We start from the raw sequence: 15,251 nt of genomic DNA on the forward strand, positions 1-15,251 counted from the left end.
CGGCCGCTATCGGGCGGTGTTTCACGTGAAACACCGCCCGGGCGGGGAGGTCACACGGCCATCAGCGGTGCGTTCTCACGCCACTTCAGGACCTTGTCGAAGCTCACCACGGCTCCGCCCCTGCCCGGCTTGTTGCCGATCTGGACGTGGTCGGCGAGTTCCTCGATGAGACACAGCCCCCTGCCGTGCTCCGCGTCGGAGTGGGCGGGCCGGATCTGCGGCCGGGACCGGCCGACGGAGGGCCCGGGGAAGCCCGGCCCCGCGTCGGCGACCTCGATCCTGCACTTCTCGCCGTCGAGATACGCGGTGACCCGGTACGCCTCCGAGCCAGGGTCGCACCCTGTCTCCCCGCCGTGCTCCACGGCGTTCGCGCAGGCCTCGCTGAGGGCGACGGAGAGGTCGTAGGAGATGTCGGGGTCCACGCCCGCGGTCTCCATCGTGCCGATCAGTAGGCGCCGGGCGAGTGGCACGCTCGCAGCTTCGCGCCGCAGATGGAGTGACCACCAGATGCTCATGCTCCAGCCTCCTGGCCGCGGCTCGACATACCGTTACGTATTGCCCCCAGTCCCCTCGCGTAAGCGCGAAGTTGACGTGATGCCGCCCATACGGCGGATGCGCACTGGTCCTGATCGGTGTATATGAGGGTGGATATCGGGGCATCGGGGTGCGAGAAGGGGCGCATCCCGGGACGTGCGGGATCAGAGGGTGACCTTCCTGTCGTACGGCATCTTGCGGACCTGGCGTACAGGGCTCGCGGGGCCAGTGCGATGATGAGCCCGCCATGTCTGCCCCCCACGCGTGCGCGACGCGCTCCGGACCCACGCTCCGGATTCTGCGGGCCGCGGTGTTCGCCGCGGTCTGCGTCGTGCTGGCCGGGGCAGGTCACGCGCTCGCCTCCTGCGACGGGATCCCGCTGTGGACGCTGGGCGCCGGGTTCCTCGGAGTGGGCGTCGTGGTGGCTCCCCTCGCCGGGCGGGTGCGCTCGCTGGCGGGGATCGCGGCGCTGCTCGCCGCTGGCCAGACAGTGCTGCACACCTTGTTCGGCCTCGGCCAGCACGGTACGGCCGCCGCCACGGCCTCGGTGCCGGCGGGCGTGAGCGATGCCGCGCTGGTGCAGCAGGCCGCGCGGTTCGTGTGCGGCACGACGGCGGCGGCGATCAGCCCGGCGCAGGCCCACAAGATCCTCACCGACGCCCGGATCCAGCCCGCCACGGGGGCGCACACGCACCTGCCCGCGGATGCCGTACCCGGGTCGTCGGCCTCGCTGTGGCCGTCCCTGCCGATGCTGCTCGGCCACGTCCTCGCGGCGCTCGCCGCCGGCTGGCTGCTGCGCCGCGGCGACCTGGCGCTGCTGCGGCTCGCCGAACTGTCGGCGCAAGGTGTCGCCGAGGGGGCGCTCGTGCGCTCTCTGCGGGCCGCGCTCGCACTGGTGCCCGCCCTGAGCGCCGGGCTTCCGGAAGCACCTGAGGCACGTCCGCGGCCCGCGCACGCCACGCGGCCCGCGCCGCCGATGCCCCGTACCACCGAGCTGCAGCACACGGTGATCCGGCGCGGCCCGCCGACGGTCACGGCTTCCGCAGCCGCGCTCGCCCTCGCCGCCTGACGCGACGCGACCACCACCACTGCGCTTCCTCGGACCCCGGCTCCTCGGAGCCTCCGGGTTTCCGGGATGCCCCGGAGGAGGGACGCCGTCGTGCGGCACGCGCGCGCATCCCTCTTCCTCATCCCGACCCGACTCACAGCGGAGTGCTTCCTTCCATGAAGGCTTCCCGTATCACCGCGGCCGGTGCCGCCGCCGGTGTCACCGTTCTCGCCCTGTCCTCCCCCGCCTTCGCGCACGTCAGCGTGCAGCCCGAGGGCACAGCCGCCAAGGGCGGTTACGCGGTCGTGGACTTCAAGGTCCCCAACGAGCGCGACAACGCCTCGACCACCAAGCTCGAGGTCACCTTCCCGACCGACCACCCGCTGTCCTCGGTGATGCCGGAGCCGATGCCCGGCTGGAAGATCGAGGTCACCAAGTCCAAGCTGGACAAGCCGCTCGAGATGCACGGCAAGAAGATCACCGAGGCCGTCACCAAGGTCACCTGGACCGCCGACGGCAAGGGCATCGAGCCCGGCTACTTCGAGAAGTTCCCGCTCTCCGTCGGCCAGCTGCCCGAGGACACCGACCGGCTGGTCTTCAAGGCCCTGCAGACGTACTCCAACAAGGAGGTCGTCCGCTGGATCGAGGTGCCGCAGGAGGGCCAGGACGAGCCCGACAACCCGGCCCCGGTACTGGAGCTGTCCGCCGCCTCCGAGGACGGGCACCACGACTCGTCGGCCGACGAGGGCTCCGACGCCAAGTCGGCCGAGAAGGCCTCCACCGAAACCGCCGCCTCCGCCTCCGACTCCGGCTCCTCCGACGCCACCGACACCACCGCCCGCGTCCTGGGCATCGTCGGCATCGTGGTCGGCGCGGCGGGTGTCGCCTACGGCGTTCTCGCCGGGCGTCGGCGTACCAACGCCTGACGCTGCTTCCGTTGCCTGGCGCGCACCGGGGTCACCGCCCCCGGGCGGGACACCCCGGTGCGCGCCGGGTCACCGACATCTGGGACATTTTCCAATGCGCACCAAGACCTTCGCCGCGGCCGCTCTGCTTGCCGCCGCCTCCCTGACCCTGACCGCCTGCGGCAGCGGCGACGACAGCAACAAGCCCGTCGCCGTGGTGTCGGAGGAGGCCGGCACCGACCAGGCCGCAACGGTCCTCGACAAGCCCTTCGAGAAGCCGGACCTGGTCCTCACCGACACGCAGGGCAAGAAGTACGACCTCCGCAAGGAGACCGAGGGCAAGCCCACGCTGGTCTACTTCGGCTACACCCACTGCCCCGACGTCTGCCCCCTGACGATGAACAACATCGCCGTCGCCAAGAAGCAGTTGCCCAAGGCCGAGCAGGACGAACTGCGCGTGGTGTTCGTCACCACCGACCCCGAGCGGGACACCTCGGCCGAGCTCGGCAAGTGGCTCAAGGGCATCGACCCCACCTTCGTCGGCCTCACGGGCGACTTCGCGACCATCCAGGCCGGCGCCCGCACCCTCGGCATCTCCATCGAGCCGACGACAAAGGACAAGAACGGCAAGCTCGTCTCCGAGCACGGCACCCAGGTCATCGCGTTCTCGCCGAAGACCGACGGCGGCTATGTGCTCTACGGCGAGGACGCAACCGTCGACGACTACACCAAGGACCTCCCCAAGATCGCCAAGGGGGATAACCCGTGAGGCGGCGACTCGGCCCGGCGGCCCTCGCCATAGCCGGGGCACTCGCCCTGGCGGGCTGCGGCGGCTCGGACTCGGGCTCCGCGGACTCCGGCGCCTCGGGCGGAGCGGCGGAACTCTCCGCCGGTTCCGCGTACATGCCGCAGCCGGTGTCCGACGACATGGCGGCCGGCTTCGTCACCGTCACCAACAAAGGCGGTGCCGCCGACGAGCTGACCGAGGTCACCAGCGACATCGGGCAGGTCACCGTGCACAAGACCGTCGACGGGGCGATGCAGGAGGTCAAGAGCCTGAAGATCCCGGCACACGGACAACTGGCGCTGAAGAGCGGCGGCGACCACCTGATGTTCGAGCAGCTGACGCGCAAGCCGAAGGAAGGCCAGACGGTCTCCGTAGAACTGCACTTCGCCCACTCCGACCCCGTCAAGGTCGAGATGCCGGTGAAGCCCGCGACCTACACCCCCAAGACCGGACACTGAGGGAGGGACCACTGTGACGCAGACCATCGCCCCCCGCGTCCGGATCCTGGTGCTGCTTTTCCTGGCCGCGACCTGCGCACTCCTCGCCGGAGCCGGTCCGGCGTCCGCGCACGCCGCGGTGACCGGCAGCGACCCCGGGCAGGGGGCGGTGGTCGACAAGGCCCCGTCCCGAATCTCGCTCACCTTCTCCGAGCAGGTCGCGCTCTCCGACGACTCGCTGCGCGTGCTCGACCCCGAGGGCAAGCGCGTCGACACGGGCGAGCCGTCCAACGTCAGCGGCACGACGTACGCCGTGCGGCTGCACTCCGGTCTGCCCGACGGCACGTACACGGTGGCCTACCAGGTCGTGTCGGCGGACAGCCACCCCGTCGCCGGCGCCTACACCTTCTCCATCGGCGCCCCCTCCAAGACGTCCGTGTCGGTGTCCGGGCAGTCGACGGACGACGGGGTGGTCGGCTGGCTGTACGGCTTCGGGCGGTACGTGTCGTACGCCGGGTTCATCGTGCTGGCCGGCGGCGCCGCCTTCGTGCTCGCGTGCTGGCCGCGCGGTTCCGGGGTGCGGCCGGTCCAGCGGTTCGTCGTCTCCGGGTGGGTCGCGCTCACCGCGGCGACCCTCGCCCTGCTGCTCCTGCGCGGCTCCTTCACGGGATCCGGGAAGGTCGCCGACGTCTTCGACCTGTCCCTGCTCGGGCAGGTGCTGCAGACCAAGACCGGCGCGGCCCTGGTGTCCCGGCTGCTGCTGCTGGCGGCGGCGGCGCTGTTCGTCGCCGTGCTGTTCGGGGCCTACGCCCGTCCGTCGCCCACCACCCTGGACGACGGCCCTCTGCGCCGACAGCCGGATGCGAGCGAGGACGCCCAGGAGAAGCGGGACCTCGCCTTCGGGCTCTCGATCGGCGGGGTCGTCGTGGCGGCCGGGCTCGCCGCGAGCTGGGCGATGTCCGAGCACGCCTCGGTCGGGCTCCAGGCGGGCATCGCCATGCCGGTCGACGTGCTCCATCTCCTGGCCGTCGCCGCCTGGCTGGGCGGACTGGGCGCGCTGCTGGTCGCCCTGTACCGGGCGCCCGCCGACACGCCGGTCGACGCCTCGGCCGTACGCCGTTACTCCCGCCTCGCCTTCGGCAGCGTTCTCGCGCTGATCGCGACCGGCACGTACCAGTCCTGGCGCCAGCTCGGCTCCTGGTCCGCCTTCACCGACACCCGCTACGGCCAGCTCCTCCTGGCCAAGATCGCCCTGGTGGCCGTCCTGGTCGGCGTCGCGTGGATTTCGCGCCGGTGGACGGGTCGGCTGGCGGAGACGGTTCCGGCGTCGGCGGATCGGGAGAAGGCGCGGGTCGGTGCGGGGGCCGAGGCGTCCGGCGGCACGGACACCGATGCCTCCGGCGAGAGCAGGTCCGGCACGGGCGCGGGCGGGAGCGCCGGCACGGGCACCGACCCCGACGAGCAGCCTGAGTCCGAGCCCATCGGCATCGAGCCCACCGGCATCGAGCCCACCGGCGCCGAGCCCGCCGACGCCGAGCGCGCCGCCCAGCTCGCCCGGCAGCGGGCCGCTCGGGACGCCGCCCGGCAGAAACGGCTGCGGGACGCGGACCCGAACCGCTTCGGCCTGCGCCGCTCCGTGCTGGCCGAGGCCGGCATCGCCGTCGTCCTGCTCGCCGTCACCACCGTGCTGACGCAGACCGAGCCGGGACGCACGGAGCAGGAGGCCCAGGCGGCCGCCTCGTCCTCCGCGTCCGCCTCCGCCGACGCGGGCGCATCCGGGGCGCTGACCCTGAACATGCCGTTCGACACCGGCGGCAAGGACGGCAAGGGCATCGCCACGATCGACCTCGACCCCGCACGCGTGGGCAGCAACGAGATGCACGTCTACGTGGAGCGGCCCAACGGCCGGGCCTTCGACATCCCCGAAGTGAAGGTCGAGTTCACCCTCGAAGCCAAGGACATCGGGCCCCTGCCCGTCGTCCCCGACCACATCGCTACCGGACACTGGTCGGCGACCGGAGTGCAGATCCCCATGGCAGGCGACTGGCAGGTCGACGTGACCGTGCGGACCTCCGACATCGACGAGGTGACCGTCTCCAAGAACGCGCAGATCGGCTGAAACGACCATGCCTGACCAGTCCATCCCGGAGGCCCGTACCCCCGGCACCGTTCCGGGTAAGACGGAAGCGGCCTCTGCCCAGGAGGGCGTCTCCCGCCGGCGGCTGCTCGCCACCGCCGGTGCCACCGGGCTCGTGCTCGGCACGGCGGGCGCCGCCGGGGGTTATGCCGCCGCCCCCTCCGAGGCGGCGGCTCCGCTCACCTCCCTCGGCACCGACCGGGAGATGTTTCACGGGAAACATCAGCCCGGCATCACCGAGGGCCTCCAGGCCCGCGGCCATCTCATCGCCTTCGACCTGGCCGCTGGCGCGGGCCGCAAGGAAGCCGCCGCCATGCTCCGCCGCTGGTCGGAGACGGCCCGGCGCCTGATGGCGGGCGACCCGAGTGCCCACGACGACACCGACGTGGCCCGCGACGCCGGGCCCTCGTCCCTGACGATCACCTTCGGCTTCGGTCACAGCTTCTTCGCCAGGACGGGCCTGGAGAAGCAGCGTCCGGTCGCCTTGGACCCACTGCCCGAGTTCTCCTCCGACCACCTCGACAAGAACCGCAGCAACGGCGACCTGTGGGTGCAGATCGGCGCCGACGACGCCCTGGTCGCCTTCCACGCCCTGCGCGCGATCCAGAAGGACGCGGGCCGGGCCGCCAAGGTCCGATGGCAGATGAACGGCTTCAACCGCTCGCCCGGCGCCACCGCCCACCCCATGACGGCCCGCAACCTGATGGGCCAGATCGACGGCACCCGCAACCCGAAACCGAGCGAGGCCGACTTCGACCAGCGTGTCTTCGTCCCGGAGAAGGGCGAACCAGCCTGGATGGCGAACGGCTCCTACGCCGTCGTACGCCGGATCCGCATGCTCCTCGACGACTGGGAGAAGCTCTCGGTCACGGCGCAGGAGGACGTCATCGGGCGCCGCAAGTCCGACGGGGCGGCGCTGTCCGGGGGCACCGAGACCACGGCGATGGACCTGGAGAAGACGGACGCCAAGGGCAACCTCGTGGTCCCGATCAACGCCCACGCCCGGATCACCCGACCCGACCAGAACGGCGGCGCGGCGATGCTCCGCCGCCCGTTCTCCTTCCACGACGGCATCGACGCCGACGGAGTGCCCGACGCGGGCCTGCTCTTCATCTGCTGGCAGGCCGATCCGCTGCGCGGCTTCGTGCCGGTGCAGCGCAAGCTCGACCGCGGCGACGCCCTGTCGGAGTTCATCCGGCACGAGTCGAGCGGGCTGTTCGCCGTGCCCGGTGGGGCCGCCCAGGGCGAGTATGTGGGGCAGAAGTTGCTGGAGGGGTGACAGTTCAGCTCTGGGCGGGCTTGTGGGGGATAGCGCTTCCGCGAGCCCATTAGGGTGAGATCATGCCAGCGAGCTATGCGTATCTCGGCCCCGAGGGCACCTTCACCGAAGTCGCCCTGCGTACGCTTCCCGAGGCCGCCACCCGGGAGCTCATCCCGTACGTGTCCGTCCAGTCCGCGCTCGACGCGGTACGCGCCGGCGAGGCCGAGGCCGCGTTCGTGCCGATCGAGAACTCCGTCGAGGGCGGCATCACCACCACCCTCGACGAGCTGGTCGCCGGCGCCCCGCTGATGATCTACCGCGAGGTGCTGCTCTCCATCACCTTCGCCCTGCTCGTCCGCCCCGGCACGAAGCTGTCGGACATCAAGACCGTCTCCGCCCACCCGGCCGCCCAACCGCAGGTGCGCAACTGGCTGAAGAAGCACCTTCCGGACGTGCACTGGGAGTCGGCCGCCTCGAACGCGGACGCCGCCCGGCTGGTCCAGGAGGGTCAGTACGACGCCGCCTTCGCCGGTGAGTTCGCGGCCGCCCGCTACGGCCTTGAGGCCCTGGAGACCGGGATCCACGACGCGGAGAACGCCCAGACACGATTCGTGCTGGTCGGCCGGCCCGCCCGGCCCGCGGCGCCGACCGGCGCCGACAAGACCTCCGTCGTGCTGTGGCAGCGCGACGACCACCCCGGCGGTCTGCGCGACCTGCTCGGCGAGTTCGCCACCCGCGGGATCAACCTGATGCTGCTCCAGTCCCGGCCCACGGGCGCGGGCATCGGCAACTACTGCTTCTGCATCGACGCCGAGGGCCACATCTCCGACCGCCGGGTGGCCGAGGCCCTGATGGGCCTGAAGCGGATCTGCCTCCAGGTGCGCTACCTCGGCTCGTACCCGCGCGCGGGCATGCGGCCGGAGGAGGTCCAGCCGCCGCGGCTCGGGACGTCCGACGACGAGTTCGTGGCGGCGGCGGACTGGGTGGCGCGGTGCCAGGACGGCCGGTTCTAGGCCGTCTCCAGGGCGTCTTCAAGGCGCTTCCGGGGCGCATCCGGGCCGTCGTCAGGGCGCCTCAGGTCGGTCGTACCTGCTGATTGTCGTTATCCACAGAAGTTATCCACAGGTCCGCTTCTCGACCTGGGGACAAGTCGACAACGAAGCATGAGTCAGTCGACAAATCGCCCTACGGGTCCCTGATGGGTCCATCGACGGCCAGGTCGCCCTTCGTCCATCGTTTTCCCTTGCGTAACCCTTCAGGGTGACCCATATCCACTCGAAAGTGAGGATAAGACGGTCTTGCATCGGGAATTCTCAGGAGTGATCGAGCCTTCCGGAGTGATCAATTCCGAAGTCCACAGATCTTCCACACAGCCTGTGGATAACTTTCCGGCACGCGAGGGCCCCTGTGGACAACCGAGTCCCAAGTCCCTTCCCGCACAAGGGATTCGAGTCAAGGCGGCACCCTCAGCATGCCTCGTTCCGGGGAGAGGCCCGCTCTCTATTGACACGATGCGCAATCCACCCATAGCGGTACGTAAGACGCCACCGGAATAGTGAGTCGTGGGCGGTCACCCCACACCGGTAGCCTTGGGCGCGTGATTGACCTTCGCCTGCTCCGTGAGGACCCCGACCGTGTGCGCGCATCGCAGCGCGCCCGTGGAGAGGACGTCGCGCTCGTCGACTCCCTCCTGTCCGCCGACGAGCGGCGCAGGTCGTCCGGCGTCCGCTTCGACGAGCTGCGCGCCGAGCAGAAGGCGCTCGGCAAGCTCATCCCCAAGGCGAGCGGGGACGAGAAGGCCGAGCTGCTGAAGAAGGCGGGCCAGCTCGCCGCCGACGTCAAGGCGGCCGACACGGACCGCGACGCTGCGGCGACCGAGACCCAGGAGCTGCTCCTCCGCCTCGGCAACCTCGTCCACCCGGACGTGCCCGTGGGCGGCGAGGAGGACTTCGTCACGCTCGAGAAGCACGGCACCATCCGCGACTTCGCCGCCGAGGGCTTCGAGCCCAGGGACCACCTGGAGCTCGGCCAGATCCTCGGCGCGATCGACGTCGAGCGCGGCGCGAAGGTCTCCGGCTCGCGCTTCTACTTCCTGACGGGCGTGGGCGCCCTCCTGGAGCTCGCCCTGGTGAACGCGGCGATGGCCCAGGCCACCGCGGCCGGCTTCACGCCGATGCTGACCCCGGCCCTGGTCCGCCCGCAGTCCATGGCGGGCACGGGCTTCCTCGGCCAGGCCGCCCAGGACGTCTACCACCTCGCCGACGACGACCTCTACCTGGTCGGCACGTCCGAGGTGCCGCTCGCGGCGTACCACATGGACGAGATCCTCGACGCCGACCGCCTCCCCCTGCGCTACGCGGGCTTCTCGCCCTGCTTCCGCCGCGAGGCCGGTTCGCACGGCAAGGACACCCGGGGCATCTTCCGCGTGCACCAGTTCGACAAGGTCGAGATGTTCTCCTACGTCACCCCCGAGGACTCTCAGGCCGAGCACCAGCGCCTGCTGGAGTGGGAGAAGCAGTGGCTGACCTCGCTGGAACTGCCGTACCGGGTGATCGACGTGGCGAGCGCCGACCTGGGCTCCTCGGCCGCCCGTAAGTACGACTGCGAGGCGTGGATCCCGACGCAGGGCAAGTACCGCGAGCTGACCTCGACCTCGGACTGTACCGAGTTCCAGTCCCGCCGCCTGTCGATCCGTGTCCGCGAGGGCAAGCAGGTCCGCCCGCTGGCCACCCTGAACGGCACGCTGTGCGCCGTCCCGCGCACGATCGTGGCGATCCTGGAGAACCACCAGCAGGCCGACGGCTCGGTGCGCGTGCCCGAGGTGCTGCGCCCGTACCTGGGCGGCCGGGAGGTCCTGGAGCCGGTGACCAAGTGACCGGCACGGCTCCCTCGGCTCCTTCGGACGGCTTCCCGTACCGGCTTGTCGCCACCGACCTCGACGGGACGCTGCTGCGTTCCGACGACTCGGTGTCGGCGCGTACCCGTGACGCGCTCGCCGCTGCCACGGCGGCAGGCGCCGCGCACATCGTCGTCACCGGCCGCGCGGTCCCCTGGACCCGGCACATCCTCGACGACCTCGGCTACCAGGGGCTGGCCGTCTGCGGCCAGGGCGCGCAGGTCTACGACGCCGGCGCGCACCGCCTGCTGACGTCGGTGACGCTGGACCGGCAGCTGGCCGGGGTGGCGCTGGCCAAGATCGAGGCGGAGGTCGGCCCGCTGTACATCGCGGCGAGCCGTGACGGCCTGGACGGCGAGGTGCTGGTCGGCCCGGGGTACGCGGTGCAGGGTGCGCTCCCCGCCACCCCGTTCACGGACGCGTCCGATCTGTGGAGCGCGCCCCTGAACAAGCTGTACATCCAGCACCCGACGCTGACGGACGACGAGCTCTGCGAGGCGGCCACGCGGACGGCCGGCGGTTTCGTCAGCGTCGTGATGGCGGGCGAGGGCATTGTCGAGCTCCTCCCGCTGGGCCTGTCCAAGGCGACCGGCCTGTCGCTGGCGGCCCGGCGGCTCGGGGTGAAGGCGGCCGAGACGATCGCCTTCGGCGACATGCCCAACGACATACCGATGTTCGCCTGGTCCTCCTACGGCGTCGCCATGGCGGGCGCCCACGAGGAGCTGAAGGCGGTGGCCGACGAGGTGACGTCCTCCCACGACGAGGACGGCATCGCGGTGGTGCTGGAGCGGTTGCTGGGCTGAGTCCCGGGCCCGTTGCCCGGGGCACGGTGGTGCTCGGTAGTGCTCAGTGGTGCTCGACAGTGCTCGGCGGAGGATGCACGGATCGAACGTGCGCGGGCTTTCCAGCCCGACCACGGCTCAGTGAGCCAGTGCCTTACCGCTCGGCCAATCCTCCGGGTGGGCGGCCCACGCGATGTGCGATTCGCGTGCTCGAAGCGGCCGCCCCGGGCAGCTCCCCGTGCGGGGCGGACTCGACGGAGGGGTAGCGACTACTCCGGAGCCCGCCGCGGGCTGCCCTGACGGGAGCGGGACGTACTGCCGTGCATGGGCATCGTCCCGCTCCTCTCCCCGTTCGTGACGCCGGAGCCATGAGCCCGGCGGCGACGACAACTACTCTGCCTGCCGGGCGAATGGGACGCCACTGAATAAATCAGCGGTGGGCGCGGAGCCTCGGCCGGCTAGCGCCTGCGCCACCTGCGCCTGCGGGCCTTGCTGAAGAACCAGCCCGCGGGCGGCTCGTCGGAGCGCCAGGGCTGGGGCTCCGGCTCCTCGCGGCTCCAGCGCGCGGCGAGCATCCGGGCCCGGGCGGACGGCTCGGAGGTCCCGGCGGAGCGTATGAAGTCCTCGTCCAGAACGACACCGTCGAGGTCGTCCCGCGCACCGTCCCCGGGCCCGCGAGCCGCGTCCCCGGACTGCCCGCGGTCGTCGTGTTGAGCCTTCTCGCGTGCCATCCCCGCTCCTCCCAGCCGTCCAACTCCCGTGACGATTCCCTGCATTCCGTTCGCCCAGTGTGCCCTGACAGAGGTGAGGCCCCCGTCAAGGCCGGGCACATCACTCCTCGCCGGCGAGTGTGAGCGAGCGCAGCTTCTGGCCGGCGTACCAGGTGGCCAGCGCCGTGACGGCCACGAGCAGCACCGTCGCCGTGGTGAGACCCACGTCGGAGGAGACCAGGTCCCCGCCGGACACCTTCTGGGCCACGGCCAGCGACCACTGCTGGACGCTCAGCGTGCGGGCGCCCGGCACCAGGGAGCCGAACAGGGCCTCCCAGACCAGCGCGTAGACGAGCCCGAACACCACCGCGTGCCGGGACACCGTGCCGAGCAGCAGGAACAGCGCCGCGTAGGCGATGGACGCGACCAGGGCCGCCACCGTGTAGGCGACGGCGACCTGCTGGCCGTTGCCGTTCAGGATGAACCCGGCGATGAGCGTCGGCACCGCGGAGAACACCATCGTCACCGCGATGGCGACGATCAGCTTGGTGAAGATGATCGTGGGCCTTTTGATCGGCTTGGACAGCAGGTACACCACCGAGCCGTCGTCGATCTCCGGGCCGATCGCGCCGGTACCGGCGATGACGCCGATGATCGGCACCATCGTGGCGAGGGCGAGGCCGCCCAGCAGGTCGGACGCCGTCTGGTCGTCCGCTCCGGCCAGACCGCGCACCGCCACGGCGATCACGATCAGCAGCAGTGGCAGGGCGCCCAGGATGAGGGCCCGGCGCCGGCCGAGCAGGGCTCGGTAGGTGAGCCGGGCGACTGTGGGGTCGTACATCAGGGCCTCCTACGCCGCGACGAGGTACGAGAAGACGGACTCGAGGGACTCGTCGGACGGCGAGACCGTGAGCAACCGGATGCCGTGGTCCCTGGCCACCCGCGGCAGCAGGGCCGTGAAGCGGCCGAAGTCGACGGCCTGGACGCGCAGCGCGCCCTCGGCGAGGTCGACCTCGATGCCGGATGTCGACGGGTCGGCGATCAGCGCGGCCGCGAGGGCACGGTCGTCGCTGGAACGCACCAGGTAGCGGTGCGGCCGGTCGGTCATCAGACGGCGGATCTTGCGGAAGTCACCGCTGGCCGCGTGCCGCCCGGCGACGACGACCTCGATGTGCCAGGCGAGTTGCTCGACCTCTTCGAGGATGTGGGACGAGAACAGCACCGTGCGCCCCTCGTCGCCCATGCGCCGCAGCAGGTCCATCAGCTGCATGCGCTGGCGCGGGTCCATGCCGTTGAAGGGCTCGTCGAGCAGCAGCAGCGAGGGGTCGTGGACGAGGGCGCTCGCCATCTTCACGCGCTGGCGCATGCCCTTGGAGTACGTCTGGATCTTGCGGTCCTGCGCGTACTCCATCTCGACCGTCGCGAGCGCCTTCTGGGCCGCCTTGGCGCCCAGGCCGTGCAGTTCGGCGTTGGCGAGGACGAACTCCTTGCCGGTGAGGAAGTCGTACATCGCCTCCCGCTCGGGGACGACGCCGATCTGCCGGTAGATCCGCTCGTTGCGCCACACCGGCTGCCCGTCGAGGGTGACCGTGCCGGTGGACGGAGCCAGGAAGCCGCCCATCATGTTGATGAGGGTGGACTTTCCGGCGCCGTTGGGGCCGAGCAGGCCGGTGACGCCGGGGCCGATGGTCATGGTGATGTCGTTGACGGCGACCACGTTGCCGAACCAGCGGGAGACGTGGTCGATGGAGAGCGTGGTCACAGTCCCACCTTCTTGTAGCGGCGCATCAGGAGTCCGTAGCTCGCCGCGATCAGGCCCAGGGCGAGGAGGACGTAGACGACGCCCTCGGCGCTGCTCGGGCCCACCCCGCCGGGGAAGGCGGAGGTCGCGCCCAGGAACGCGGACTGCACACCGTCGATGATCGTGATCGGCGAGAAGAGTCCGATCCACGGCACGGCGTCGCCGCTGCCCTGTGCGTCGGCGATGGCCTGGAGGGTGGAGACCGCGCCGTAGGTGATGGTCAGCACGGCGATCACGGCCGCGATGCCGAAGCCGCGGCGCGGGGTGAAGGACGCGATGACCAGGCCGATGCCGGCGAAGAGCAGCGAGAGCAGTGCCACGGACACGAGTCCCTGTGCGAATCCCTTGGTCTGGTCGGCGAAGTCGAGCTTGGCCAGCAGGGCGCCGACGTAGAGCACGAGGAGGGGAGCGGCTGTGAGGACGAACAGGGCCGAGGCCAGCGCCGCGAACTTGGCGCGGACGTAGTCGGCGGTCTCGATCGGCCGCGAGAAGTACAGGGGCACGGTCTTGAAGCGCAGGTCGCGCGAGACGGACTGGGGTGCCTGCGAGGCGACGTACAGGCTGATGACCGCCTGCATGACGATCGCGTAGCGCGTGTAGTCCAGGGGCAGGGCGTTGGCCTTGGTGGCGACCGCGACCGCGACCATGATGGCCGCGGGCACGCACATCACCACGAACAGGAGCATCGGCAGCACCTTGGACTTCACCGAGCGGCCGAGGCCGTAGGAGCCGCGCAGGGACTGCGAGTACAGGGAGCGGCGGGCGTAGGCACGGCCCAGGCGGGGGCCGTCGTAGCTGCGGTAGCCGATGTTGTGGATGCGGGTCTGGTCACCCGGCGCCGGGGCGGATGTCCCCGTGGAGTGCTCAACCGCCATGGCCGACCGCCTCCTTCCGCTGCTCGTGCTGATCACTTGCCGTGAAGACCTCGGAGATGTGGTGCCGACGCTGCTCCATGCGCACCAGGCCGAGTCCGAGGTCGGCGATCACGTCCCGGACCAGGTCGTACGTCTCCTCGCCCTGCGCGGTGAGCAGCAGGATGTGGCCGGCGCCCGGCAGGCCGCTGCCGTCCTCGACGCTCACCCCGCGCGCGTGCAGGGCCTCGCGGACCGCGCGGGTGCCGTCCCGGTGCTCATCGGAGTCGGTGACCTCGATCGCGAGGGTCGTGGTGGTCTGGGTGAAGTCCGTGGTGGAGCTGGAGCGCAGCAGTTTGCCGCCGTCGATGACGACGACGTGATCGCAGGTGCGCTCCAGTTCGCCCAGCAGGTGCGAGGTGACCAGGACGGAGATGCCGAAGTCGGTGTGGATCCGGCGGATCAGGCCGAGCATCTCGTCGCGGCCGACCGGGTCGAGGCCGTTGGTCGGCTCGTCCAGGAAGACCAGTTGCGGGTCGTGGACGAGGGCCTGTGCGAGCTTCACGCGCTGTTTCATGCCGGTCGAGTAGCCGCCGATGGGGCGGTAGCGCTCCTCGTACAGACCGACGTGACGCAGGGTGTCGGCGGTGCGCTCGCGCGCGGCCGTGGGCGGCAGGCCGGACATGCGCGCCATATGGACGACGAACTCGGTGGCCGAGACGTCCGGCGGCAGGCAGTCGTGCTCGGGCATGTAGCCGACCCGCTCGCGGATGGCGGCGCCCTTGGTGGCGACGTCGAGGCCGAGCACGTCGGCGCGGCCCTCGGTGGCGGGGGACAGACCCAGCAGGATCTTGATCAGTGTGGACTTGCCGGCCCCGTTGGCTCCGACGAGTCCGGTCACACCGGGCCCGACGTCCACGGAGAGCCGGTCAAGCGCGGTCACCCGGGGGAACCGCTTGCTCAGGCTTTCGGTCGCGATCACAGTCACGCTTCGAAGGTAGGGCCCGCGAGCGTGGCGGTCGTCACTCCGCAGAGCTGTCTTGGGGTCAGCCTGGAGTATTACGGGCCCTTAGGGGACCTGATTCCTGAGAGTTACCACGAC

Annotated in this window: 15 protein-coding genes and 1 tRNA gene; 9 read left to right on the top strand and 7 right to left on the bottom strand. The window is 70.9% G+C overall.

Annotated features, from left to right (window positions below; genetic code table 11):
• Window positions 1–50: 50 nt before the first annotated feature.
• The gene (locus tag ACZ5TL_RS00980; RefSeq protein WP_468586319.1) at window positions 51–515 is read right to left on the bottom strand and encodes an ATP-binding protein; all 465 of its coding nucleotides are present in this window, start codon (window positions 513–515) and stop codon (window positions 51–53) included.
• A 266-nt stretch (window positions 516–781) separates the two neighbouring features.
• Here ACZ5TL_RS00980 and ACZ5TL_RS00985 point away from each other — a divergent pair, with 266 nt between their 5' ends.
• The 9 genes from ACZ5TL_RS00985 to ACZ5TL_RS01025 all read left to right on the top strand — a co-directional run bounded on the left by ACZ5TL_RS00985 (window position 782) and on the right by ACZ5TL_RS01025 (window position 10,808).
• Window positions 782–1,603, top strand: a complete 822-nt coding sequence (locus ACZ5TL_RS00985; RefSeq protein ID WP_468586321.1) for a hypothetical protein — start codon at window positions 782–784, stop codon at window positions 1,601–1,603.
• Window positions 1,604–1,758: 155 nt separating this feature from the next.
• Entirely contained in the window at window positions 1,759–2,508 is a 750-nt protein-coding gene (locus ACZ5TL_RS00990; RefSeq protein ID WP_468586323.1) for a YcnI family copper-binding membrane protein, read from the top strand.
• 94 nt (window positions 2,509–2,602) lie between these two features.
• Window positions 2,603–3,256 carry an SCO family protein gene (locus tag ACZ5TL_RS00995; RefSeq protein WP_468586325.1) on the top strand — a complete coding sequence of 218 codons (654 nt, stop codon included), beginning with the start codon at window positions 2,603–2,605 and terminating at the stop codon, window positions 3,254–3,256.
• Entirely contained in the window at window positions 3,253–3,732 is a 480-nt protein-coding gene (locus ACZ5TL_RS01000; protein WP_468586327.1) for a copper chaperone PCu(A)C, read from the top strand. Before ACZ5TL_RS00995 ends, ACZ5TL_RS01000 begins: the two co-directional genes overlap by 4 nt.
• Before the next feature lie 13 nt (window positions 3,733–3,745).
• A complete protein-coding gene (locus tag ACZ5TL_RS01005) occupies window positions 3,746–5,830 on the top strand; it encodes a copper resistance CopC/CopD family protein (RefSeq protein ID WP_468586329.1) in 2,085 nt (694 codons plus the stop codon).
• A gap of 7 nt (window positions 5,831–5,837) precedes the next feature.
• Window positions 5,838–7,127, top strand: coding sequence for an iron uptake transporter deferrochelatase/peroxidase subunit (efeB, locus tag ACZ5TL_RS01010; protein ID WP_468586331.1), 1,290 nt, complete (start codon window positions 5,838–5,840; stop codon window positions 7,125–7,127).
• Between the two features lie 62 nt (window positions 7,128–7,189).
• Window positions 7,190–8,122 (top strand): prephenate dehydratase, encoded by a 933-nt coding sequence (gene pheA, locus ACZ5TL_RS01015; protein ID WP_468586333.1) that lies wholly within the window; start codon window positions 7,190–7,192, stop codon window positions 8,120–8,122.
• Between the two features lie 584 nt (window positions 8,123–8,706).
• Window positions 8,707–9,984: a serine--tRNA ligase gene (serS, locus tag ACZ5TL_RS01020; protein WP_468586335.1), complete on the top strand. Its 1,278-nt coding sequence runs from the start codon at window positions 8,707–8,709 to the stop codon at window positions 9,982–9,984.
• Window positions 9,981–10,808 (top strand): HAD family hydrolase, encoded by an 828-nt coding sequence (locus ACZ5TL_RS01025; protein WP_468586337.1) that lies wholly within the window; start codon window positions 9,981–9,983, stop codon window positions 10,806–10,808. Before serS ends, ACZ5TL_RS01025 begins: the two co-directional genes overlap by 4 nt.
• A gap of 67 nt (window positions 10,809–10,875) precedes the next feature.
• Here the strand turns inward: ACZ5TL_RS01025 and ACZ5TL_RS01030 are convergent.
• From ACZ5TL_RS01030 to ACZ5TL_RS01055, 6 genes are all read right to left on the bottom strand, one after another.
• Window positions 10,876–10,962: transfer RNA gene (locus tag ACZ5TL_RS01030), tRNA-Ser, on the bottom strand.
• 283 nt (window positions 10,963–11,245) lie between these two features.
• Window positions 11,246–11,518, bottom strand: a complete 273-nt coding sequence (locus ACZ5TL_RS01035) for an SGM_3592 family protein (protein WP_468586339.1) — start codon at window positions 11,516–11,518, stop codon at window positions 11,246–11,248.
• A 100-nt stretch (window positions 11,519–11,618) separates the two neighbouring features.
• Window positions 11,619–12,338, bottom strand: a complete 720-nt coding sequence (locus tag ACZ5TL_RS01040; protein ID WP_468586341.1) for an ABC transporter permease subunit — start codon at window positions 12,336–12,338, stop codon at window positions 11,619–11,621.
• Between the two features lie 9 nt (window positions 12,339–12,347).
• Complete coding sequence (locus ACZ5TL_RS01045) at window positions 12,348–13,259, bottom strand: ABC transporter ATP-binding protein (RefSeq protein ID WP_468586343.1); 912 nt, start codon at window positions 13,257–13,259, stop codon at window positions 12,348–12,350.
• On the bottom strand, window positions 13,256–14,173 hold the full coding sequence (locus ACZ5TL_RS01050) for an ABC transporter permease (RefSeq protein ID WP_468586345.1): 918 nt from the start codon (window positions 14,171–14,173) through the stop codon (window positions 13,256–13,258). The genes ACZ5TL_RS01045 and ACZ5TL_RS01050 overlap by 4 nt, the downstream gene beginning before the upstream one ends.
• Window positions 14,163–15,131, bottom strand: a complete 969-nt coding sequence (locus ACZ5TL_RS01055; protein WP_468587058.1) for an ABC transporter ATP-binding protein — start codon at window positions 15,129–15,131, stop codon at window positions 14,163–14,165. Before ACZ5TL_RS01055 ends, ACZ5TL_RS01050 begins: the two co-directional genes overlap by 11 nt.
• Between the last annotated feature and the right edge of the window lie 120 nt (window positions 15,132–15,251).

Source organism: Streptomyces sp. NPDC033136, from assembly GCF_055578235.1.